The 22,005-nt window shown below is 67.2% G+C and carries 25 protein-coding genes and 1 pseudogene; 15 read left to right on the top strand and 11 right to left on the bottom strand.

Features of this window, described 5'->3' with window-relative positions:
• Positions 1 to 160: 160 nt before the first annotated feature.
• Positions 161 to 1,060: a hydroxymethylglutaryl-CoA lyase gene (locus ACP696_RS15445; RefSeq protein ID WP_426044001.1), complete on the bottom strand. Its 900-nt coding sequence runs from the start codon at positions 1,058 to 1,060 to the stop codon at positions 161 to 163.
• Positions 1,057 to 2,769, bottom strand: a complete 1,713-nt coding sequence (locus ACP696_RS15440) for a phospholipid carrier-dependent glycosyltransferase (RefSeq protein WP_426011169.1) — start codon at positions 2,767 to 2,769, stop codon at positions 1,057 to 1,059. The genes ACP696_RS15445 and ACP696_RS15440 overlap by 4 nt, the downstream gene beginning before the upstream one ends.
• Before the next feature lie 55 nt (positions 2,770 to 2,824).
• Between ACP696_RS15440 and ACP696_RS15435 the strand changes: the two genes are divergently transcribed.
• From ACP696_RS15435 to ACP696_RS15425, 3 genes are all read left to right on the top strand, one after another.
• Positions 2,825 to 3,565 (top strand): glycosyltransferase family 2 protein, encoded by a 741-nt coding sequence (locus ACP696_RS15435; protein ID WP_426011170.1) that lies wholly within the window; start codon positions 2,825 to 2,827, stop codon positions 3,563 to 3,565.
• 203 nt (positions 3,566 to 3,768) lie between these two features.
• Positions 3,769 to 4,194, top strand: a complete 426-nt coding sequence (locus ACP696_RS15430) for a hypothetical protein (protein ID WP_426011171.1) — start codon at positions 3,769 to 3,771, stop codon at positions 4,192 to 4,194.
• Between the two features lie 359 nt (positions 4,195 to 4,553).
• Complete coding sequence (locus tag ACP696_RS15425) at positions 4,554 to 4,874, top strand: DNA-binding protein (protein WP_426011172.1); 321 nt, start codon at positions 4,554 to 4,556, stop codon at positions 4,872 to 4,874.
• Here ACP696_RS15425 and ACP696_RS15420 read toward each other — a convergent pair.
• The 4 genes and pseudogenes from ACP696_RS15420 to ACP696_RS15405 form a co-directional block, all read right to left on the bottom strand.
• Entirely contained in the window at positions 4,871 to 5,212 is a 342-nt protein-coding gene (locus tag ACP696_RS15420) for a hypothetical protein (protein WP_426011173.1), read from the bottom strand. The genes ACP696_RS15425 and ACP696_RS15420 overlap by 4 nt on opposite strands.
• A 35-nt stretch (positions 5,213 to 5,247) precedes the next feature.
• Positions 5,248 to 5,388 (bottom strand): annotated as a pseudogene (locus tag ACP696_RS15415) (hypothetical protein); the annotation flags it as partial.
• Positions 5,389 to 5,392: 4 nt separating this feature from the next.
• A complete protein-coding gene (phaR, locus tag ACP696_RS15410; protein ID WP_426011174.1) occupies positions 5,393 to 6,076 on the bottom strand; it encodes a polyhydroxyalkanoate synthesis repressor PhaR in 684 nt (227 codons plus the stop codon).
• Positions 6,077 to 6,084: 8 nt separating this feature from the next.
• A complete protein-coding gene (locus ACP696_RS15405; protein WP_426011175.1) occupies positions 6,085 to 6,297 on the bottom strand; it encodes a hypothetical protein in 213 nt (70 codons plus the stop codon).
• Between ACP696_RS15405 and ACP696_RS15400 the strand changes: the two genes are divergently transcribed.
• The 3 genes from ACP696_RS15400 to ACP696_RS15390 all read left to right on the top strand — a co-directional run bounded on the left by ACP696_RS15400 (position 6,296) and on the right by ACP696_RS15390 (position 9,434).
• On the top strand, positions 6,296 to 7,471 hold the full coding sequence (locus ACP696_RS15400; protein WP_426011176.1) for an acetyl-CoA C-acetyltransferase: 1,176 nt from the start codon (positions 6,296 to 6,298) through the stop codon (positions 7,469 to 7,471). The two genes, ACP696_RS15405 and ACP696_RS15400, sit on opposite strands and share 2 nt — an antisense overlap.
• 114 nt (positions 7,472 to 7,585) lie before the next feature.
• Positions 7,586 to 8,311: a beta-ketoacyl-ACP reductase gene (locus tag ACP696_RS15395; RefSeq protein ID WP_426011177.1), complete on the top strand. Its 726-nt coding sequence runs from the start codon at positions 7,586 to 7,588 to the stop codon at positions 8,309 to 8,311.
• A 394-nt stretch (positions 8,312 to 8,705) separates the two neighbouring features.
• Positions 8,706 to 9,434 carry a DUF4908 domain-containing protein gene (locus ACP696_RS15390; RefSeq protein WP_426011178.1) on the top strand — a complete coding sequence of 243 codons (729 nt, stop codon included), beginning with the start codon at positions 8,706 to 8,708 and terminating at the stop codon, positions 9,432 to 9,434.
• Between the two features lie 125 nt (positions 9,435 to 9,559).
• Here the strand turns inward: ACP696_RS15390 and ACP696_RS15385 are convergent, their stop codons facing one another.
• The 5 genes from ACP696_RS15385 to ACP696_RS15365 form a co-directional block, all read right to left on the bottom strand.
• The gene (locus ACP696_RS15385) at positions 9,560 to 10,153 is read right to left on the bottom strand and encodes a cation transporter (protein ID WP_426011179.1); all 594 of its coding nucleotides are present in this window, start codon (positions 10,151 to 10,153) and stop codon (positions 9,560 to 9,562) included.
• 28 nt (positions 10,154 to 10,181) lie between these two features.
• A complete protein-coding gene (gene tldD, locus ACP696_RS15380; protein ID WP_426011180.1) occupies positions 10,182 to 11,612 on the bottom strand; it encodes a metalloprotease TldD in 1,431 nt (476 codons plus the stop codon).
• A gap of 119 nt (positions 11,613 to 11,731) precedes the next feature.
• Positions 11,732 to 12,538, bottom strand: a complete 807-nt coding sequence (locus ACP696_RS15375; RefSeq protein WP_426011181.1) for a GIN domain-containing protein — start codon at positions 12,536 to 12,538, stop codon at positions 11,732 to 11,734.
• A 10-nt stretch (positions 12,539 to 12,548) separates the two neighbouring features.
• Positions 12,549 to 13,115 (bottom strand): DUF1700 domain-containing protein, encoded by a 567-nt coding sequence (locus ACP696_RS15370; RefSeq protein ID WP_426011182.1) that lies wholly within the window; start codon positions 13,113 to 13,115, stop codon positions 12,549 to 12,551.
• A complete protein-coding gene (locus ACP696_RS15365) occupies positions 13,112 to 13,438 on the bottom strand; it encodes a PadR family transcriptional regulator (RefSeq protein ID WP_426011183.1) in 327 nt (108 codons plus the stop codon). The genes ACP696_RS15370 and ACP696_RS15365 overlap by 4 nt, the downstream gene beginning before the upstream one ends.
• Positions 13,439 to 13,789: 351 nt before the next feature.
• On the opposite strand from ACP696_RS15365, the gene coxB reads away from it, so the two are divergent.
• The 9 genes from coxB to thrC all read left to right on the top strand — a co-directional run bounded on the left by coxB (position 13,790) and on the right by thrC (position 21,956).
• Positions 13,790 to 14,728, top strand: a complete 939-nt coding sequence (gene coxB, locus ACP696_RS15360; protein ID WP_426011184.1) for a cytochrome c oxidase subunit II — start codon at positions 13,790 to 13,792, stop codon at positions 14,726 to 14,728.
• Between the two features lie 24 nt (positions 14,729 to 14,752).
• Positions 14,753 to 16,462 carry a cytochrome c oxidase subunit I gene (gene ctaD / locus ACP696_RS15355; protein WP_426011185.1) on the top strand — a complete coding sequence of 570 codons (1,710 nt, stop codon included), beginning with the start codon at positions 14,753 to 14,755 and terminating at the stop codon, positions 16,460 to 16,462.
• A 115-nt stretch (positions 16,463 to 16,577) separates the two neighbouring features.
• Positions 16,578 to 17,615: a heme o synthase gene (cyoE, locus tag ACP696_RS15350; RefSeq protein ID WP_426011186.1), complete on the top strand. Its 1,038-nt coding sequence runs from the start codon at positions 16,578 to 16,580 to the stop codon at positions 17,613 to 17,615.
• Positions 17,612 to 17,755, top strand: coding sequence for a hypothetical protein (locus ACP696_RS15345; protein ID WP_426011187.1), 144 nt, complete (start codon positions 17,612 to 17,614; stop codon positions 17,753 to 17,755). The genes cyoE and ACP696_RS15345 overlap by 4 nt, the downstream gene beginning before the upstream one ends.
• Positions 17,736 to 18,425, top strand: coding sequence for a cytochrome c oxidase assembly protein (locus tag ACP696_RS15340; RefSeq protein ID WP_426044000.1), 690 nt, complete (start codon positions 17,736 to 17,738; stop codon positions 18,423 to 18,425). The genes ACP696_RS15345 and ACP696_RS15340 overlap by 20 nt, the downstream gene beginning before the upstream one ends.
• A 74-nt stretch (positions 18,426 to 18,499) precedes the next feature.
• Complete coding sequence (locus tag ACP696_RS15335; protein WP_426011188.1) at positions 18,500 to 19,372, top strand: cytochrome c oxidase subunit 3; 873 nt, start codon at positions 18,500 to 18,502, stop codon at positions 19,370 to 19,372.
• A 121-nt stretch (positions 19,373 to 19,493) separates the two neighbouring features.
• Complete coding sequence (locus ACP696_RS15330; protein ID WP_426011189.1) at positions 19,494 to 19,871, top strand: DUF983 domain-containing protein; 378 nt, start codon at positions 19,494 to 19,496, stop codon at positions 19,869 to 19,871.
• Positions 19,864 to 20,559, top strand: coding sequence for an SURF1 family protein (locus ACP696_RS15325; RefSeq protein ID WP_426011190.1), 696 nt, complete (start codon positions 19,864 to 19,866; stop codon positions 20,557 to 20,559). The genes ACP696_RS15330 and ACP696_RS15325 overlap by 8 nt, the downstream gene beginning before the upstream one ends.
• Positions 20,559 to 21,956: a threonine synthase gene (gene thrC, locus ACP696_RS15320; protein WP_426030309.1), complete on the top strand. Its 1,398-nt coding sequence runs from the start codon at positions 20,559 to 20,561 to the stop codon at positions 21,954 to 21,956. Before ACP696_RS15325 ends, thrC begins: the two co-directional genes overlap by 1 nt.
• Positions 21,957 to 22,005: the final 49 nt, after the last annotated feature.

Genomic DNA, 22,005 nt, shown 5'->3' with positions numbered 1-22,005 from the left:
GGCCCCAAGGAGTGGGGGCGGGTGAGGGGTCGAAAGACCTGTCCGCCGCGATCAGCCGGAAGGCCGGTCGCGCTGGTCATCGTTTGGCTGGTCATCGTTTGAGAGACCCCTCATCCGACGCCCTTCGGCCGCCACCTTCTCCCGCAAGGGGAGAAGGATCTTAGCTCGGAAATCCGCCCGCCCGCGCAAGCGAAGACGCCGGGGCCTTGCCCAGGCGCTCGCTGATGTCGCGGCCAATCCCGATCAGGGAAGAGAGGTCGTACCCGGTCTCGAACCCGGCCCGATCGAGCATGTAGACCAGATCCTCCGTCCCGATATTGCCGGTGGCGTTGGGCGCGAAGGGGCAGCCGCCCAAGCCGCCGACCGAGGCGTCAAGCACGTCGATCCCAGCTTCGACGCTGGCGAAGGCGTTGGCCAGGCCGGTGTTGCGGGTGTCGTGGAAGTGCATCCGCAGGCGCACGTCGGGCGCGGCGGCGCGCACGGCCTCGATCCGGGCGCGGACGGTCCAGGGGTCGGCGACGCCGATGGTGTCGGCGATGGCGATCTCGGCCACGCCCAGGGACGCGGCCTCGCGGGCGATGGCCACGACCTGGTCCTCAGGCACCTCGCCGTCGAACGGGCAGCCGAAGGCCACCGAGATGGTCGCAGTGATCGGCGGGCCGCCCTCGACCGCCTGGCGCTCGACGATGGCGGCCAGGGCGTCCATCTGCTGGGCGCAGGTGGCGCCCTGGTTGGCGACGCCGAAGCCGTCGGTGGCGCAGACCACCACATTGGCCTCGTCGCACTGGGCGGCCACGCAGCGCTCCCAGCCGCGCATGTTCAGCACCAGGCCGATGCGCGAATGGACGAGGTCGGCCGGTAGGGCGGCCATGATCTCCTCCGCGCCGGCCATCTGCGGCACGCGGTTGGGATTGACGAAGGACACCGTCTCGATCCGCTTGGCGCCCGCCGCCTCAAGCCGACGGATCATCGCCAGCTTGTCATCGACGGTCAGCGACAGTTTCTCGTTCTGTAGCCCGTCGCGCGGACCGACCTCGACGATCTGAATGAAGCGGCTCATGGGGCGCTCTCCGGTTCGGGAAGCGGGACGCCGCCGTCGATCTCGGTCTCGGGCTGGGGCGCGCCGCGATAGAGGGTCAAGCGCTCCTTGTCGCCGTCGGAATAGTCGAAGCCCTCGACCACGCCCGCTGGTCGCGCGACCTCTCCCAGCGCCATCAGGGCTGCGCGGAAAGCGGCCTCCTGCCGGCCCTCGACCACGGCCGGACGGCCCTGGGCCACGGCCTTGGCGGCGCCGGCCGGGTCGGTCAGTTCGGTGGTGGTGCCCAGCAGAAAGACCATGCTTGGCTCGGCATAGCCGGTGACAGCCACCGGGCCGGGCGCGCCGGCGCGCGGGGCCATGTCGGCCTTCTCCAGCGCCGCCTCGAGGCGCGGGGCCAGCAGCAGCGGCTCCAGGCGCGGCACGAGCCCGGCGACCAGGGCGGCATGGGCCAGAATGCCCAAGGCCCCGGCCGTGAACAGGGCGATGGCGGCGGTCTTGCGCATCAGCAACACGCCCCCGACGATCCCGGCGGCGGCGAACAGCAGGGCGGTGACCGCCGTCCAGGCGATGTCGGACCGGTCGCCATATTCGGCCTGCAGATAGATCGCCCCCGCCGCGAAGACCAGGCCAGCGAGCGCGCTCAACACCGCGCCGATCAGCCGCGAAATGCCCCCCGAGGGCGCGCGCAAGGTCGCCGCCATCAGCATGGCCAGGGCCGGTACAGCGGGCAGGGTGTAATGGGCGAGCTTGGTGGGCAGCAGTTCGAACACCAGCCAGGTCGGGATCAGCCAGCACAAAGCGAAGCGCACCCCGGCCTCCTTGCGCCCCGTCCAGCCCAGGGCCACGCCCGAGGGCAGCAGCAGGGTGGCGGGGAACATCAGCAGGAAGGCGGCCAGGGCGTAGCTGCCGAACGGCGCGCCGTGGCTCTCCTGACCGCCCGCCAGCTTGGGCGCCAGGTCGCTGGCCACCGCGGTGGACCAGAACGCCCCGTCGGTGGCGATGGTGATCATGGTCGCCCAGGGCAGGACGATGGCGGCCAGCAGGATCATTCCCCAGCCCCAGCCGAGGTCCTTCAGCCACGGGGCCTTGCGGTCCCAGGCCCACAGGGCCGCGATGCTCAGCATCACCACCATTAACCCGACCGGACCCTTGATCAGAACGCCCATCGCCAAGCCGATCCAGAAGGCCAGCTTGGTCCAGCGGTTGACGCGCTCACCGTTCAGATGGGCGGCGTAGATCTGCGCCACGGCGGCCATGGCCAGGGTGGTGAAGCCGCACAGGGCCGCGTCGGTCTTGGCGATGAAGGCCTCGGTCGACAGCAGGATCGTCGCGCCGAGGATCGCGCCCGACAGCAGGCCGGTCTTGGGGCCCAGCAGCGCCGCCGCTCCCCAGGCGCAGGCCGCCGCCGCCAGCATGGCCCCCAGCAGCGAGGGAAGGCGATAGGCCCAGACGCCCCGGTCCTCGGGCGCGGAAAAGGCGGCGACGCTGGCGGCCTGCAGCCAGTGGATGCCCACCGGCTTCTTGAAGCGCGGCTGGTCCTGGAACCTGATGACCACCAGGTCGTCGGTTTCCAGCATCTGGGCGGTGGCCTGGGCGAAGCGTGATTCGTCTCGGTCGAGCGGCGGCATGGCGAAGACGCCAGGCAGGCCGGCGATCAGCGCCACCAGGGCCGCCAGCAGCGGTCCCCGCCACCCGCGGCTCCAGTCATCCAGGCGAGATTCGAGTGTCATGGTTCTGGAATAGCACGATCCTTTATCCTGGCGACTTTTGCGGTATTAGAGGGCGATGACCGCCTCGACCGCCGCCGCAGCGCCCGACTATTCCATCGTCGTCCCCGTCTTCGACGAGGGCGGCGCGGCGCCGGCCCTCGCCCGCGAGATCGCGGCGGCCTTCGCGGGAGAAAGCCACGAGATCATCTTCATTGACGACGCCAGCCGCGACGACACCCGCGCGCTGCTGGTCGCCCTGAAGACCGAGATCCCGCAGTTGCGGGTGCTGAGCCACCGCAAGAATTCCGGCCAAAGCCGCGCCGTGCGCAGCGGCGTGCTGGCGGCCCGCGCGCCGATCATCGTCACCCTGGACGGCGACGGCCAGAACGATCCCGCCGACGCGCCTCGTCTCGCGAAAGCCTTGAAGGCGGCGCCGGACGACCTGGCCCTGGTCGGCGGCGAGCGGGTCAAGCGCCAGGACAGCTCGGCCAAGCGCTTCGCCTCGAAGTTCGGCAACGGGGTGCGCAAGCGCCTGCTGAAGGACACTGCCAACGACACCGGCTGCGGGCTCAAGGCCTTCCGCCGCGAGGCCTTCCTGCGGCTCCCCTATTTCGACCACATCCACCGCTACATCCCGGCCCTGATGCTGCGCGAGGGCTACCGCGTCGATTTCCAGCCCGTGAACCATCGCCATCGCGAGAGCGGGGTGTCGAAATACACCAATTTCGGCCGGCTCAAGGCCTCGGTGTCCGACCTGCTGGGCGTGATGTGGCTGCAGACGCGGCTGCGCAACCCGCGGGGCGTGGACGAAGTCTAGAGCAAGCCGCGCGATATAGGAATCGCACGGCTTGCTCTAGACTTCTGTTTTCGCATCGCTTTTGCGGAAAACCGGTGGCCACTTTTCCGCGCGATGCTCTAGGCGCTTCGCGCCTAGCGCTCGCCTTCCAAGCGGTCGCAGCTTCACCGCGCGCCCGAAACCGGTTAACCTTGAAGTCGCGCCATCCTGGGGGAGAGCCAAACATGTTCGCCGCGTTTCCGCTGCTGGCCTTGCCGGTGTTGATCTACAACCTGATCGTCCTGACCTTCGCGGGCGGCTTCGGCTCGAACGCCGCTCAATACCGCCTGGCCGAGCAGCTGTTCACCATCCACATGACCTCCAAGGCCGACTGGGTGGTCAGCCTGGGCGACCTGTTGCTGGCGGCATCCTTGGTGGTGCTGTTCGTCGAGCTGCTGAAGTCGACGACCAGCCGCAAGATCGCGATCATCAACCACTCGCTGTCGATGGTGCTGTTCATCCTCTGCCTGGTCGAGTTCCTGCTGGCGCCCGCCTTCGGAACCTCGGTCTTCTTCCTGCTGACAGTGATGGTGCTGCTGGACGTGCTGGCCGGCTTCATCGTCACCATCGTCTCGGCCCGCCGCGACGTCGACTTCAGCGACGCGCATTAGTTTCACGGCCGGGGACATGCCCTTGGGCGTGTCCCCGTGTTCAAGCGACACACCCGCCGGTAGGGACACGCCAAGGGCATGTCCCCAATCGTGCCCTCGAATTTGAGCTCGAGCATTTTTCGAGCGAAGTGGTTCCGGTTCGCGTGAAGAAAAATGCGTCAGAACAAAAGATTAGAGCTCACGGCCTGACGCAGTCAGGTCGGGAAATGCTCTAGGTCAGCGCCGTGAAGATCAGCGTCACGACGGCGATGTCGAAGAAGCGGGTGGCCAGGGTGAGCAGCATGGGAAACTCGCGAGACGGTTACCCACGAGTTAAGCAAGACTGGCGCCAACCCGTTCCGGCGCGCTAGCTTCCGCCCATGGCGCTCTTCTTCGATCAGGCCTGGTATGATGAACGGCTGGCCGAGCGCGGCCTCGCCCGCGCGGTGCTGGCCGCCGTGGCCGGCATGAGCGGCGAGGAGCTGGCCCTGGCCTACAAGGACCAGCGCGAGCTGACCGCCGCCCAGATCGCCGCCTTCGCCGAGGTTCTGGGTGTTTCGCTGGCCGAGGCGGCGCGCCGGGCGGGCGTAGGCGCGCATGCGGCCTCGCCGCCGGCGGGGCTGTCGCTGGACCAAAAGGTGGCGTCGCTGGAGCAACGGGTCGCGGCTTTGGAAGCCGAACTGGCTCGGCGAAAGTCCTAGATCTCGGTCTTCTTGATCAGGCCTGCCCGGGGGCGACGGTCGGCCGGGCCGGAATATTCCGTGCCGAGATAGGTCGAACGCGCCGCGTCGAGCACTTCCTGCCCACCGCGCAGCCCGCGCTTCTGGCCGCTCTGGCCCATCACGTGGGCGGCGAAGGTGGCGAAGGCGCCTCGGCCCCTATTGGTATTTTTGGGAGGGGGCGGCTGGGGAGCGGGCGCCTCGTCACGCACGAACGTCACGTCCTCGCCGTCCGCTTCGGGGCGGTCGGTGTCGCGAGGCGCGGGCAACGCCCGGCGCGCGGCTTGGACGCGGCGGATAGGGTCGATCGGACCATTCATGGTGAAGAGATAACGCCGCGAGCGTTAAGAACGGATCAGTCGGCGTGGTTAAGGGATCGTGGCAAGGCTGCGTCCTTCGAGGCCCGCTTCGCGGGCGCCTCAGGATGAGGATCTTTTGCTCTGAATTCCTCATCCTGAGGTGCGAGGCGAAGCCGAGCCTCGAAGGACGCAACACGCCCCCTAGGGCTTGGTCGCCAGCTTCTCGATCTGCTGCTGCATGGCCTCAAGCTGGCGCTTGAGGTCGGCCAGCGAGTCCTCGCTGGGCGCCGAGGCCGGCGTGGCGGGCGGCGGCGGTTCGGCCGGCGTGGCGGCGGGCGCATCCTCGGGGCGGGCATAGGCGAAGGGCGAGAACATCTTCATGGCCCGGTCGAACAGCGCCATGTTCTGACGAATCTGGTCTTCGTAGACGCCGATCGTGGGCATGCCGACGGCGGGGATGCCCTTGACGGGCGTCAGGCCGGCGAATTGGGTGCGCATCCGCTCCTGCTGCTTGGTGAAGCTCTCCAGCGACATTTCCAGATAGCTGGGCACGAAGGCCTGCATGGAATTGCCGTAGAAACCGATCAACTGGCGGAGGAACTGGATCGGCAGCAGGTTCTGGCCGCCGCCGCGATTTTCCTCTTCGAAGATGATCTGGGTCAGCACCGAGCGGGTGATGTCGTCATTGGTCTTGGCGTCATAGACCACGAAATCCACGCCCTCCTTCACCATGTCCGACAGGTGTTCCAGCGTGACGTAAGAGGAAGACGCTGTATTGTAGAGGCGACGGTTGGCGTATTTCTTGATGACGACCTTGGGGCCGGCGGCTTTTTCGCCGGGCGCGCGGGCCGATGGCGTTTCGCCGTTTTCGTTGTTCTCGGACATTTCGTTCCCTAGGACAGCGTTGTCTCCGCCTTTTCGCACTGCACTATCGCGAATGCAAAGGCATGACGCCAGTGCCGCTGACGCTTGGCGCGCGCAACATCCCGTGAAAATGTGACGGTGACGAACCGTGCCGGTTTAGGCATGGTGGCGCCGCACTGCAAAATCATGGGCGCCGCAACTGCGAGAAGCGCCCGGAAATACGTTGGGAGCTTCTTCGCCATGAGCGACATCGTCATCGTTTCCGCCGCCCGCACGCCGGTCGGCTCGTTCCTCGGCGCCCTGTCCAGCCTGCCGGCCCACGAGCTGGGCAAGATCGCCATCCAGGCCGCCGTTGAGCGCGCGGGCATCAGCGCCGCCGATGTCGACGAAGTGATCCTGGGCCAGGTGCTGCAGGCCGCCGCCGGCCAGGGTCCGGCCCGCCAGGCCTCGGTCAATGCCGGTATCCCAGTCGAAAGCCCGGCCTGGAGCCTCAACCAGCTATGCGGCTCGGGCCTGCGCGCCGTGGCTCTGGGCGCCCAGCAGATTGCCGCCGGCGACGCCAATATCGTGGTCGTGGGCGGCCAGGAGAGCATGAGCCAGGCGCCGCACGCGCAAGGCTTACGAAACGGCCAGAAGATGGGCGACCTCAGCTTCGTCGACACCATGATCAAGGACGGCCTGTGGGACGCCTTCCACGGCTACCACATGGGCCAGACCGCCGAGAACATCGCCTCGCGCTGGCAGATCACCCGCGAAGCCCAGGACCGCTTCGCCGTCGCCAGCCAGAACAAGGCCGAGGCCGCCCAGAAGGCCGGCAAGTTCGACTGCGAGATCGTCCCGGTGACCATCAAGGGTCGCAAGGGCGACACGGTGGTTAAGGACGACGAGTTCATCCGCCACGGCGCGACCTATGAAGGCATTTCCGGGCTCAAGCCGGCCTTCACCAAGGACGGCTCGGTCACCGCCGCCAACGCCTCGGGCCTCAATGATGGCGCCGCCGCCCTGGTGCTGATGAGCGCCGACGAGGCCAAGAAGCGCGGCCTGACCCCCTTGGCCCGGATCGCCTCGTGGGCCAATGCCGGCGTCGAGCCCGAGATCATGGGCACCGGCCCGATCCCGGCGTCCAAGAAGGCTCTGGAAAAGGCCGGCTGGACCGTCGCCGATCTCGACCTGATCGAGAGCAACGAGGCCTTCGCCGCCCAGTCGCTGTGCGTGGTGCAGGAGCTGGGCCTCGATCCGGCCAAGGTCAATGTCAACGGCGGGGCCATCGCCATCGGCCACCCGATCGGCGCCTCGGGCGCGCGCATCCTCACCACCCTGGTCCATGAGATGAAGCGTTCCGGAGCCAAGAAGGGCCTGGCCACGTTGTGCATCGGCGGCGGCATGGGCGTGGCCATGTGCGTCGAGGCGGTCTGACGATCCCGAACCGACAAACGTCGCCGCGATGAATTTCCATGACGGCCGGCGGCTAGGGCTTGTCCCGCGCCGCCGGCCGCGTGCAACCATAAGAAACTTCAGGGAGAGAATTTGATGGCGAGAGTGGCTTTCGTGACCGGCGGCACCCGGGGCATTGGTCGGGCGATCTGCGAGCGGCTGGTGGCCGACGGAATGAAGGTGGCGGCCGGTTATTCCGGCAATGAGGAGGCCGCCGCAGCCTGCGCCAAGGACCTGGGCGTGATGGTGGTAAAGGGCAATGTCGGCTCGTTCGACGACTGCGCCGCCGCCGTCAAAAAGGTCGAGGCCGAACTGGGCCCGATCGACGTGCTGGTCAACAACGCCGGCATCACCCGCGATGGCATGCTGCACAAGATGACCTACGAGCAGTGGTCCGAAGTCATCCGCGTCAACATGGACAGCGCCTTCAACATGACCCGTCCGGTCATTGAGGGGATGCGCGAACGCAACTGGGGCCGGATCGTCAATATCAGCTCGATCAACGGCCAGAAGGGCCAGATGGGCCAGACCAACTATTCGGCCGCCAAGGCCGGGCTGATCGGTTTCACCAAGGCCCTGGCCCTGGAGAACGCCAAGAAGGGCGTGACCGTCAACGTCATCTGCCCGGGCTATATCGACACCGAGATGGTCGCCGCCGTGCCGGAAGCCGTGCTGGCCTCGATCATCGCCGGCATCCCCGTCGGCCGCCTGGGCAAGGGCGAGGAGATCGCCGACATGGTTTCGTTCCTGGCCGGCGAGCGCGCCGGTTTCGTCACCGGCGCGACGCTGACCCTGAACGGCGGGCAGTACATGGCGGCTTAAGCCAGCGATTCTAGAGCTGAAAAAGGCGTGTCATCCCGGAGAAGGCCCGCAGGGCCGCAGATCCGGGACCGCCGGAAGCGCGGCGTTCACGCTGCCATCCCGGATCGGCGCGCTACGCGCTTGTCCGGGATGGCAGCGTTTGTTTTGGCGATGAGGCCAAGGCGACACCACCCTTGACGACCGTCCTCCCGCCCGCTCGACTGACCGACCGACGGAGGTGTTGCTCGCAAGCGACACTGGGGGCTTCGGGGTAAGGCGTGGCGGGAACAAGGTCTTTGGCGTCCAAGATTCGCCCCAGTCGACGATCATGACCATGGGCATGAAGAGTCTATCGGCGGCGACGACGAGGCCAGGGGGGAGGCCAGGCGGGAGGCCAGGGGGCCGGGCGATCCTGTTGGCGCTCGCCCTGGTGGCCAGCGCCGGCGCCGCGCACGCACAGAACGGGCACAGCCTTCGCGACGCGCTGTTTGGCAGTCGCGGGGCGTCGGACACCCGCAGGGCGGCCCCGCCCGCCGTCGCCCGCTACGTCTCCGAAACCGGCAGCGCCTTTATTCTGGATCGCGGCGCGTCCCAGCCGCTGATGAAGTTCGAAAACAGCTCCGAGGTCTGGGTGCTGTCCGCCCAGCCCGCGCCGCGCGGCGACACCATCTACAAGAACGAGATGGGCGAGCCCGTCCTGCGAGCCAGCAAGCTGGGCGGGATGACGCTGTTCACCGCCGAGCGGCCGGCCGGCGACGCCGCCGCCCTGACCGGCAAGGCCACCTCGATCCAACCGCCGACCGTGATCTCCGTCAACCTGCTGTTCCAGCGCCTGCTGCAGGCCAGCGCCCGCGCCAGCCGCGCCGCCCAGCACCGCATCGCCTTCGAAACCGTCGATGACGCCACTCCCGCCACCTCGGTGCTGGTGGCCGACACCGCCACGGTCACCGCCGAGGCCTTCGAGAAGATGGCCCGCAACGGCGACCGCAACCTGCTGGCCCGCGTCGTCCGCGTGCTACTGGCCGAGGGTCGCAAGCCCGGCGTCAACCTGAAGGGCAGCGACCTGATCGTCACCTACGCGCCGGACAAGGGGCTGTCTGGCCGACCGTCGTCCAAGCGGATCATCAAGATCGTCAACCGGTAGCGGCCGCCGTCGTGGACCCCGCCGCCGCGCGCCGGATGGACGGATCGGGCTTCAGCGGCGAGCGGTGCTTCCCGGTTGCGCCCGGTCATCGGTGTCGGCCCGGCCCCGATGGGACTGAGCGAGGATCAGGGCACGGGTCGCGCCGCCTGATGTTCGGCGCGCGCGGCGATCCACACGGCCTTGGCCGCGTCGATGTTCATGCAGGCGATGACGAGGCCCACGACCACATCCGGCCAGAACGAGCGCGTGAACAGGGTGATGACCGCGGCGAGGATGATCGCCACATTAGCCAGCGCATCGTTGCGCGCGGACAGGAAGGCCGCCTTGGTCAGGCTGCCGGCGTGACGGCGAAAACGCGCCAGGGTGAAGGCGCAGAACAGGTTGACCACCAAGGCTCCGGCCCCGGTGATGGCCAAGGGCAGCGCCTCGGGCGGAACCGGGTCCGCGTACTTTCGCCACACTGCCCAGAAGAAGGCCGCCGCAGGGATCAACAAGACGCCCGCCAGGGCTGATCCGACCCATGCGCGTCGCTGGAGGCTCCAGCCAAGCGCCACGAAGATCAGAAAATTGACGGCGGCGTCCTCGAGGAAATCGACGCTGTCGGCCAGTAGCGACACCGAACCGATGTGCAGCGCGACGGTGAGCTCAACGCCGAAATAGGCAAGGTTCAGCGCCGCGACGAGCAGAACGGCGCGGCGAAGGCCGCTTTCGAGGGCCATTTACGCCATTCCTATTCGGACGCCGCGCCTAAACCGCAGTGCCCCCAACCGTCAGTCCCGTTATCTTCAGCGACGGCTGGCCGACGCCGACCGGCACGCCCTGGCCGGACTTGCCGCAGACGCCGATTCCGGGGTCGAAGTCGAAGTCGTGGCCGATCATCGTCACCTTGGTCAAGGCGTTGGGGCCATCACCGATCAGGGTGGCGCCCTTGACGGGCGCGGTGATCTTGCCGTCCTCGACCAGATAGGCCTCGGTGCACTGGAAAACGAACTTTCCGTTGGTGATGTCGACCTGGCCGCCGCCGAAATTGGCGCAGTAGAGCCCGCGCTTCATCGAGGCGATCATCTCGGCCGGGTCGTCGTTACCGGCCAGCATGCCGGTATTGGTCATGCGCGGCATGGGCATGTGGGCGTAGGACTGGCGACGTCCGTTGCCGGTCGGGGCCATGCCCATCAGCCGGGCGCTCATCCGGTCGTGCATGTAGCCCACGAGGATGCCGTCCTCGATCAGCACGGTGCGCTCGGTGGGGGTGCCCTCGTCGTCGATGGTCAGCGAGCCGCGACGGCCGGGCAGGGAGCCGTCGTCGAACACCGTGACGCCCTTGGCGGCGACGCGCTCGCCGATCCGGCCCGAGAAGGCGCTGATGCCCTTGCGGTTGAAATCGCCTTCCAGGCCATGGCCGACGGCCTCGTGCAGCAGCACGCCGTTCCAGCCTGGGCCGAGCACCACGTCCATCTCGCCGGCCGGGCAGGCCACGGCGTCGAGATTGACCAAGGCCTGGCGCAGGGCCTCGTCGACCTGCTCCTGCCACTTGTCGGGGCTGATCCAGGCGGCGAAGCCGGCGCGGCCACCGGCCCCCGAGGAGCCGGCCTCGCGCTTGCCGTCCTTCTCGACCGTGACCTGCACATTGACGCGGACCAGGGGCCGCACGTCGCGCAGCAGGCGGCCGTCGGCGCGCAGGATCTCGACGACGCGGCGCTCGCCGGCCATCGAGGCCATCACCTGGACCACGCGCGGATCGCGGGCCCGGGCGAAGGCGTCGATCTCCTGCAGCAGGGCGACCTTGTCGGAAAAGGCTGGCGCCGAGACGGGGTCGTCGTCGCCATAGAGTTTTTCATTGGTGGCGCGCGGGGCGTCGGCGTGGATCCCGGCATAGCCGCGGCGGGCCAGCTTGGCCGAATCGGCGGCGCGGCCGAGCGAGGCTTCGGAAATCTCGGCGGAGTGGGCGTAGCCAGCGGTCTCGCCCGCCACCACGCGCAGGCCGAAACCTTCGCCCGAATCATAGGAGGCGCTCTTCAGCCGCCCGTCGTCGAACACGAAGGACTCGCTTTCGGAGCGTTCGACGAACAGTTCCCCGTCATCGGCGCCGGCCAGGGCTTCGCCGAGAATCTGGCGGGCCCGTTCGGGATCGACGCCGGCGGCGGCCAGCAGGGACGGGGCGGTCATGAGAGCTGTCATGCCCCTAGAGGTAGGGGTTTCTTCCGCCCACGTCATCACCCGGGCGACGATTCGACGCCGGGGGCTCGTGGCGGATGCGATCGGGGACATGCCCATGGGCATGTCCCCGTCCGTGAGTCCTACCAGTTCTGGTGCACTTCGCCGGAGCCGGCGACGTTGGAGACCAGGCTGGTCGGCTTGGTGATCACCTCGACCTCGCCGCTGCCGGCCACCTCGACCTCCGTCGCGCCGTGCGGGGCGATCTTGGCCTCGCCGCTGCCGGCCACGGCGACCTTGGTGTCGCCGGCGTCCAGGCCCCCGAGGTCGGCTTCGCCCGAGCCGGAGACCTGCAGGTCGAGCTTGGCGGTCTTGCCGTGGGCGCTGATGGCGCCGCTGCCGTTGATCTCCAGGTCCAGGGTGGGCTGGTCATAGGCCCGTACGTCCAGGTCGCCGCTGCCGTTCAGGGTGAAGCTGCGGACGGCCGGGGCGGTCACCTCGATGACCAGCGCGTCGCGGCCGCGCGAGATCTGGATGCCGTGGCCGGTGACATTGATGTCGCCGGAGTCGTCGTCGCCCTTCAGGCGGATGCGGCCGTTCTCGACCTCCACCCGATCGACCAGGAACCTGGGCCCGGAGACCTTGATCGACGCGCCGGCGCCCGGGGCCGCCTGGGTGTAGGTGACGTCGGCGGGCAGGTCGATCTGCAGGGCCTCGGCGCCGGCCCAGGCGATCTGGCGCGTGGTTTCCTCGCGGTCGCCGGCGTTCACGCCGCCCGGCGTGATCGAGACATGGTCGTCGTCGTCGCTGACGTCGATGTGCCAGTCGTTCATCGGAATGGTCCAGCCGCGGGTCAGCAGCTCGCGGCCGCCCAGTGCCGCCGCGCCGCCGAAGCAGCCGAGGGCGAGGACGAAGCTGGCGACGGCGACGATGGTCAGGTTACGGATCATGGCGGTCCCCTCAGACCTGGGTTTCGATGGCCGGCTTCAGCAGCCGGTAGTGAAGACGCCCGTACCAGACCAGGCCGTTGACGAGCCAGATGGTCAGCAGGGTGGTGACGGCGGCCAGGGCGGTGGCGACGGCCATCAGTCCGATGCCCATCAGGAAGGCGACGGCGGGGCCGCCGGGCGGTCCGGCGAACGGCCCGACCGTGGCGACGAAGCCGCCGCCCACGAACACGCCGATCGCCGCCATGAAGAAGGCGAACAACGTCCCCAACACGCCCATCAGCAAGGGCAGCAGGAACAGAATGTCGATCGCGCCCAGACCCAACACCGCGAAGACGGCGCCGGCGGCGGCCGAGGGGTTCTTGACCTCTTCCCAGCGCTTGACGCCCTGCTCGGCGCGCTGTTCGCGAGCCAGCCGTTCTGGGTCGCCCAGGGCGGCGGCCACCTCGGCCTCGCTGCGTCCGGCCGCCTGGGCGTCGGCGAAGTGCGCCTCGTAATCGGCGACGATGTCGGCGATCGCGGAGGCGGGCATGCCGGCCAGGCCGCGCTTGAGGCGGGTGAGGAATTCGGCGCGCGTCATGCGGCGGCTCCCAAGATGTCTTCGACGGCCGTGGTGAACGCCGCCCATTCGGCCTTCTGGGCCGTGAAGCTGTTTCGCCCGGCATCGGTCAGGCGATAATATTTGCGCGGCGGGCCGCTCTGGCTCTCGACCAAATAGGTCTCGACCAGGCCGTCCGACTGCATGCGGCGCATGAGCGGGTAGATTGTCCCTTCCCCCATATCGATGTCCTTGGCGAGCTTGCTGGCGATTTCGTAGGCGTAGCTGTCGGCGCGTGACAGCAGGGCCAGCACGCACAGCGCCAGCACGCCCTTTTTCAGTTGAATTTCGATGGCTTCCGTCACGGCGTTGGTTTCCCGTTGCTGCATCCTTGTGACGCAAGGTAGTGCCTAATGCAAGGTAGCTGTCATTACATGTTAGTAATGACACGTAGGTCACCGATTGGCCGCTGTTGAGAGCTGTTCTCAGCTAACGCGCCCGCCTTTACAGCACGGTGTTCGGCGAACACCTCTGGCGCTTGGCAAGGGGGATTTGAGCGCGTATGCACGCCGACGACCGGCCAGAGACGCCGGGGCAGGGCCGTCGATTCCACAAAGTCGATTGCCATTGTTCCATGTCACTGGTCGTATTGTGCAAGTCGGCGCGGCGTGGGTTCGATGGACGCCAAATCGCCGCCGAAACGGGCCGTGAGGGATATGAAGGCAATTTTGGGGATGCGGCGGATGTTGGCGGGCGTAGCAGCCGTCGCCGCCACGACGATGGCGCTTTCGGGCGTATTCGCGGGGCAGGCGCTGGCCAAGAGCACCGAACTGCTGGGACAGCCGACGCCTGGCGCGATCGATCTGCAGCGCGCCGCGTCGCCGCTGAAGTTCGAGGCGATCTGGTTCCACAATGTCATCTTGATGCCGATCATCACGGCCATCACCTTGCTGGTGCTGGGCCTGATCATCTGGGTCTGCATCCGCTACAACAAGAAGGCGAACCCGGTTCCGGCCAAGTTCAGCCACAACACCACGGTCGAGATCATCTGGACAATCGTCCCGGTGGTCATCCTGATGGTGATCGCGATCTTCTCGTTCCGGCTGCTTTTCGCCTATAACGACATGCCCAAGCCGTACATGACGGTGAAGGCCACTGGCTACCAGTGGTACTGGGGCTACGAATATCCCGACCAGAAGATCAGCGAGATCACCTCGGTGCCGCTGAAGAAGGAAGAGGCCGCCGCCAAGGGCGTGCCTTACCTGCTGGCCGCCGACAAGCCGCTGGTCGTTCCGGTAAACCAGGTCATCCGGGTTCAGGTCACCGGCGCCGACGTGATCCACGCCTTCGCCCTGCCGGCCTTCGGCCTGAAGACCGACGCCATCCCCGGCCGCCTGAACGAAACCTGGTTCAAGGCAGACACCATCGGCGTCTATTACGGTCAGTGCTCGGAACTCTGCGGCGTCGAACACTCGAACATGCCGATCGAGATTCATGTCGTCAGCCAGGCCGACTTTGACGTCTGGGTGAAGTCCAAGACCGCGCCGCCCGCCGCACCCGCCACCGCAGCCGCTCCGGCGACCGCCACGGTGACCCCGGTCGCGACCGCCCCCGCATCCGCTCCGGCCGCGGCTCCCGCCGCGCCGGCGGTCTAAGATACGATTGCAGGATTAAGTCCGATGGCTCACGCCGCTGACATCGATCATCACGACGCGCACGATGCGCACGACGACGCTGATCACAAGCCGCCCTTCATCGCCCGCTGGTTCGGGTCGACGAACCACAAGGACATTGGCACGCTTTACATCATCTTCGCCATCATGGCGGGCCTGGTGGGCGGTCTGCTGTCGGGCCTGATCCGCTGGGAGCTGGCCGAGCCGGGCATCCAAGTTTTCAGGCCGGGCGGTTCGCTCGATGTCTTCATGCAAACGGTCAGCGGTGGTCGTTTCCAAAACATCGGGATCGTTGAATCGTCCAAGCACGGCTACAACGCGGTCGTCACCGCCCACGCCCTGATCATGATCTTCTTCATGGTCATGCCGGCGATGATCGGCGGTTTCGGCAACTGGTTCGTGCCGATCATGATCGGCGCGCCGGACATGGCCTTCCCGCGGATGAACAACGTGTCGTTCTGGCTGCTGGTCGCCGCCTGGTGCCTGCTGCTGACCTCGATGTTCGTCGACGGCGGCCCGGGCAAGGGCTTTGGCGGCGGCTGGACGATCTATCCGCCACTGTCGACCACCGGCCACACCGGCCCGTCGATGGACCTGGCGATCCTGGCGCTCCACCTGGCCGGCGCCTCGTCGATCCTCGGCGCGATCAACTTCATCACCACGATCTTCAACATGCGGGCCCCGGGCATGACCCTGCACCGCATGCCGCTGTTCGCCTGGTCGGTGCTGATTACCGCCTTCCTGCTGCTGCTGTCGCTGCCCGTGCTGGCCGGCGCCATCACCATGCTGCTGACCGACCGCAACTTCGGCACCCACTTCTTCGACCCGGCCGCCGGCGGCGACCCCGTCATGTTCCAGCACCTGTTCTGGTTCTTCGGTCACCCGGAAGTGTACATTCTGATCCTGCCAGGCTTCGGCATCATCAGCCACATCGTCTCGACCTTCTCCAAGAAGCCGATCTTCGGCTATTTGGCGATGGCCTACGCCATGGTCGCCATCGGCTTCGTCGGCTTCATCGTGTGGGCTCACCACATGTACACCGTCGGCATGAGCATCAACCTGCGGGCCTATTTCGTGGCCGCCACCATGGTCATCGCGGTGCCCACCGGCGTGAAGATCTTCTCGTGGATCGCCACGATGTGGGGCGGCTCGATCAGCTTCAAGACCCCCATGCTGTGGGCGATCGGCTTCATCTTCCTGTTCACCGTCGGCGGCGTGACCGGCGTCGTGCTGTCCAACGCCGGCATCGACTACAGCCTGCACGACACCTATTACGTCGTCGCCCACTTCCACTACGTGCTGTCGCTGGGCGCGGTGTTCGCCATCTTCGCCGGCTTCTTCTACTGGTTCGAGAAGATGTGGGGCGTGAAGTACAACGAGTTCTTGGGCTGCCTTCAGTTCTGGATCATGTTCGTCGGCGTCAACGTGATCTTCTTCCCGCAACACTTCCTGGGCCTGCAGGGCATGCCGCGCCGCTATGTGGACTATCCAGTCGCCTTCGCGCACTGGAACTACGTCTCGTCGGTGGGCTACGCGATCACCGCGGTGGGCGTGCTGGTGTTCCTGGTCATCCTGATCGAGGCCGCCATCCGTCGTCGCCCGGCCGAGGCCAATCCGTGGGGCGAAGGCGCCACCACCCTGGAATGGACCCTGTCGTCGCCGCCGCCCTTCCACCAGTTCAGCGACCCGCCGGTGATCAAGGCCGACAGCCACTGAACCTGATAGACTAGAGACGCAAACGCGGGGGCGCGGGCCGGATGAAAATCCAGCCCGCGCCCTTCGCCCATCCAGAACCCGCGACCCTTAAGTAGACAAGCGACCCTTTCGTAAAATGGCCCAGCCCACTGTCCTGATCCCCGACGACGAGGCGACCGATACGGTCCGCCACGCCCGTTGGCAGGACTATTTCCAGCTGATGAAGCCGCGGGTGATGTCGCTGGTGGTGTTTACCGCCCTGACCGGAATGCTGGCCGCCCGAACGCCGATCCACCCGTTATTGGGCGCCGTGGCGGTGCTGTGCATCGCCATCGGGGCGGGCGCCTCGGGCGCGCTGAACATGTGGTACGACGCCGACATCGACGCCAAGATGCGCCGCACGCGCGGCCGGCCGGTGCCCATGGGCCTGGTCAAGGGCGAGGAAGCCGCCACGCTTGGCGTGGTGCTCAGCCTGCTCTCGGTGATGCTGATGGGCATGGCGATCAACTGGCTGGCCGCCGGCCTGTTGGCCTTCACCATCGTCTTCTACGCCGTGGTCTACACCATGTGGCTCAAGCGCTGGACGGCCCAGAACATCGTCATCGGCGGCCTGGCCGGGGCCCTGCCGCCGGTGATCGGCTGGGCGGCGGCGACCGGTCACGCGCCGCTGAACGCCTGGCTGATGGTGCTGATCATCTTCCTGTGGACCCCGCCGCACTTCTGGGCGCTGTCGCTCTATATCAGCACCGACTACGCCAAGGCCGGCGTGCCGATGCTGCCCGTCGTCAAGGGCGCACGCGAAACCCGCAAGCAGATCCTGCTCTACACGCTGGTGCTGATCCCGGTGTGCCTGGCCCCGGTGTTCACGGGCCTGGGCGGGTGGCTGTACCTGGCAGTCTCGGGCCTGGGCGGCCTGGTGTTCCTGACCCTGGCCCTGCGCGTCTTCCGCAGCACGGCCGGCGACGCCGCTGATCCGCGTCCCGCCGACCGCGACCTCTATGAGGTCGGCGAGGCCGAGGCCAAGCGCGGCAAACCTGGCCAACGCGTGGTGGTCGGCGACGCCAAGCACGCCCGGAACCTGTTCGCCTTCTCGATCCTCTATCTGTTCGCCCTGTTCGCCGCCCTGCTGGCCGAGGCCGTGCTGGGCCTCAAAGCTCTGGAGCTGCTGTCATGACACGCAAGCCCGTCGATCCCGCCACCAAGGCGCGCAGCGGCCGTAACATCGCCCTGGGCCTGGGCCTGGTTGCCTTCGTGATCCTGGTCTTCGTCGTCACCCTCGTGAAGCTGGGAGGCAATGTTGGGCCCCACTTCTGACGACGGCCTCAAGCCCGAAGACCGGCGCAAGATCGAGCAGGACAACAAGGTCGGCACGGCCGAGCGTCCGGCCAAGCGCAACCACCTCAAGGTCGCCGCGATCTGCGGCGTGGCCTTCTTCGGCATGGTCGGCGCGGCCTATGCCGCCGTGCCGCTGTACAAGCTGTTCTGCCAGGCCACGGGCTTTGACGGCACGGTGCGCAAGGCCGTGGCCAAGCCGACCAAGGTGCTCGACCGCAAGATCGAGATCCGCTTCGACGCCAATGTCCGCAATCTGCCTTGGGACTTCACCGCCCTGCAGACCAGCCAGACCGTCCGGATCGGCGATACGGGCTTGGCCTTCTTCAAGGTGACCAACCGCGGCGACAAGCCCATGACCGGTCGGGCGATCTACAATGTCGTGCCCGAGCAGGCCGGCCCCTATTTCCAGAAGCTGGAATGCTTCTGCTTTTCGAATCAAACCATCGCGCCCGGCCAGACGGTCGAGTTCCCGGTGGTCTATTTCGTCGATCCCGGTTTCGTCGATGACGTCGACACCAAGGGAAAGTCGGAAATCACGCTCTCCTATACCTTCTTCCCGGCCGTGCCTGACGCGGCGGGGGCGAAACAGGCGGCGGCGACGCCGCGCATCGTCGAACCCCTTGGCGGCAGGCCGCCGACAGGGCTATAGCGTTTCACACATGGCGTTTCGGCAGGGGGAAAACCGGCCGGCGCGCTTATAGGGATTATAGGGTTAGCACGCACATGGCCCAAGGCGCCGTCAAACACGACTATCACATCCTGCCCCCCAGCGCCTGGCCGTTCGTCGGTTCGCTGTCGGCCACCATGATGGCTATCGGCCTGATCGCCTGGATCAAGGGCGGGGTCTTCGGCATCGACAAGGGCCAGTGGTGGCTGTTCGCCCTAGGCATTTCGGGCGTGCTCTACACCTTCTTCGGCTGGTGGAGCGACGTCATCAAGGAAGCCAACGCCGGCGACCACACCCCCGTCGTCTCGATTGGCCTGCGCTACGGCATGGTGTTGTTCATCGCCTCGGAAGTGATGTTCTTCGTCGCCTGGTTCTGGATCTTCTTCGAGATGGCGCTCTTCCATCACCACCGCACCCTGTCGGGCATCGAGGAAGTCCGCGCCGCCTGGGCCACCTGGCCGCCGACGGGCGTCGAGGCCGTCTCGCCCTGGCAGCTGCCGCTGGTCAACACGCTCACCTTGCTTCTGTCAGGCACCACCATCACCTGGTCGCACCACGCCCTGCAGCAAGGCGACCGCAACGGCGCCAAGTGGGGCCTGATCCTGACCATCCTGCTGGGCGCGCTGTTCACCACCATCCAGATTTATGAATACAGCCATATCAATAGCGAGCACCTGTTCTACTCGGAAGCCGCCGCCAATGCCGGCCTCTACGGCTCGACCTTCTTCCTGGCCACCGGCTTCCACGGCTTCCACGTGTTCGTCGGCACCCTGTTCCTGATCGTCTGCCTGATCCGTCTGATGAACGGCGCCTTCACGCCCAAGCAGCACTTCGGTTTCGAAGCCGCCGCCTGGTACTGGCACTTCGTGGACGTGGTCTGGCTGTTTCTGTTCGCCTTCGTCTATGTGATCTTCGGCGCCCAGCACTAGCGCTCGCGCCTCCAAAGGGCCCGGACCGTCGCAAGGCGTTCCGGGCCTTTTTGGTTTCTGGGGTCTGATTGGGGACAAGCCCATGTGCCTGTCCGCGCGTTGCGGTGTAAGGAGTAGTCCCATGACCGCCCCCCACCCCAACCGCGTGAACCCCTACCTCGCCGGCGCGACCGGCCGCTGTCCGCACTGCGGCGAGGGGATGCTGTTCGACGGGTTCCTGAAGGTGGCCAAGACCTGCGACGCCTGCGGCTTCGACCTTGGGGCCCACGAGCCGGGGGACGGAGCCTCGACCTTCGTGATCCTGATCGCCGGCTTCCTGTGCGCGTTCGGGGCGCTGTTTTCGATGTTCGCCTGGCACTGGCCGACCTGGCTGCTGCTGGTGTTCTGGCTGCCGGTCACGGTGATCGCCAGCCTGGCCCTGATGCGCCCGGCCAAGGGCCTGATCGTCGCCGCCCAGATCGCCAACAAGGCCTCGGAGGCCGGCCGCCACGATGTCTGAGACCGCTCCCGCCGTCGCGCCCGACCGCCGCTTCCCGATCGGCCTGACGATCGCCACCCTGATCGCCTTCGCCATCCTCTGCGCCCTGGGCGGCTGGCAGATCAAGCGCCTGGCCTGGAAGGAAGACCTGCTGGCCCGGATTGAGGTGCTGAAGACCGCGCCCGCCCAGCCCCTGGCGACGGTGCTGGCTCGGGCCGATAAAGGCGAGGACGTCGCCTGGACCCGCGTCTCGGTCGATTGCGCCGCCGGCCGCTCTGAGACCCTGCCCCCCGTCTATGGCGTCCGCGACGGCGACATCGTCTGGCGCGCCACCGTCCCGTGCCCGACCACGACCCGTTCCTACGGCCTTATCCTGCTGGACCTGGGGGTGATCAAGGCCATGACCGGCCAGACGGCGCCGGGCCCCGTCACCCTGGCCGCTCCGGCCCACGCCGTCGGGGTGCTGATGGCCCCCAAGACCCTGGGCGGTGACCGCCAAGCAACTTTGCAGCGCTTCGCCGCCGACAAGCCCGCACCTTTCATCCTGATGGTCGAGACCGCCACGCCCGCGCCGCCCGGAATCACCCCCGCGCCCTTGCCGGCAGAAATTTCCAATCGGCACCTGGAATACGCCCTGACGTGGTTCGGTCTTGCCGTGACCTTGCTGTTTATCTATGCCGCCATGCTCTGGCGGAAGATGAGATCCTGATGCGTTACGTCTCCACACGGGGCCAGGCCCCGTCGATCGGCTTCCTCGAAGCGGTGCTGGCCGGCCTCGCCCCCGACGGCGGCCTCTATGTGCCAGAGCGCTGGCCCACCTTTACGCCTGACGAGATCGCCGCCTTCGCCGGCCAGCCCTACGCCCAGGTCGCCGCCACGGTGATCGGCAAGTTCGTCGGCGACGACCTGCCGGCCCAGGACCTGCGCGATCTGTGCGACGAGGCCTATGCCAGCTTCGCCCACACCGCCGTCGCGCCGCTGAAACAGCTGACCCCCGGCCGCCACCTGCTGGAGCTGTTCCATGGCCCGACCCTGGCCTTCAAGGACGTGGCGATGCAGCTGCTGGGGCGGCTCTATGACCATGTGCTGTCGCGCCAGTCGCGGACCATGACCATCATCTGCGCCACCTCCGGAGATACCGGCGGCGCGGCGGTCGAGGCCTTCCGCGGCCGCAGCCATGCCCGCATCGTGGCCCTGTTCCCCGAGGGCCGGATCAGCGAGGTCCAGCGCCGGTTCATGACCACGGCGACCGACAGCAATGTGGCCTGCGTCTCGATCCTCGGCTCGTTCGATGACTGCCAGGCCATCGTCAAGCAGGCCTTCCAGGACGACCAGTTCCGCCACGCAGTGGACCTGTCGGGCGTCAACTCGATCAACTGGGCGCGGATCGCCGCCCAGACCGTCTATTTCTTCACCGCCGCCGTCGCCCTGGGGGCCCCTGCCCGCAAGGTGGCCTTCGTGGTGCCGACGGGGAATTTCGGCGACGCCTACGCCGCCTATGTCGCCAGCCGCATGGGCCTGCCGATCGCCCGGATCATCGCCGCCACCAACTCCAATGACATTCTCGCAAGAGCCTTCGAGGAAGGCCGCTACGCCAGCGGCGGCGTCCACGCCACCCAGAGCCCGGCCATGGACATCCAGGTGGCCAGCAATTTCGAGCGGCTGTATTTCGAGGCCGTGGGCCGCGACGGGGTCGAGACCGGCCGCGCCTTCCGCGCCTTCGCCGGCGCGGGCGCGCTCGATATCCCGCCCAGCGCCCATGCCAAGATGCGCGACTTGTTCCAGGGCGCGTCGGTCAGCGAGGCCGACACCGCCAAGACCATCCTCTCCACCCTCAACGAGACCGGCGAGCTTCTGGACCCCCACACCGCCGTCGCCGTGGCCGCCGCCAATGTCCTGCGCCTGGCCGACCCGGCGACCCCGGTGGTGATCCTCGCCACCGCCCACCCGGCCAAGTTCCCGCAAGCCGTGCTGGCCGCCGCCGGCGTCAGCCCGGTGACCCCGCGCGCCACGCCGGACCACTCGAAGAAGCCGGAAAAGTTTGAGCGGCTGCCGGCTGACGCGGAGACAGTGAAGGCGTTCGTCCGGGTGTTCGCGAACGCCTGATCCTTCCTTCTCCCCTTGCGGCAGAAGGGATCATCCTGGCGTCCTGGCC

The organism is Caulobacter sp. DWR3-1-2 (assembly GCF_049896225.1).
In the GTDB taxonomy this organism is placed as follows: Bacteria; Pseudomonadota; Alphaproteobacteria; order Caulobacterales; family Caulobacteraceae; genus Caulobacter.
This window is presented reverse-complemented; position numbering and strand designations above follow the sequence as displayed.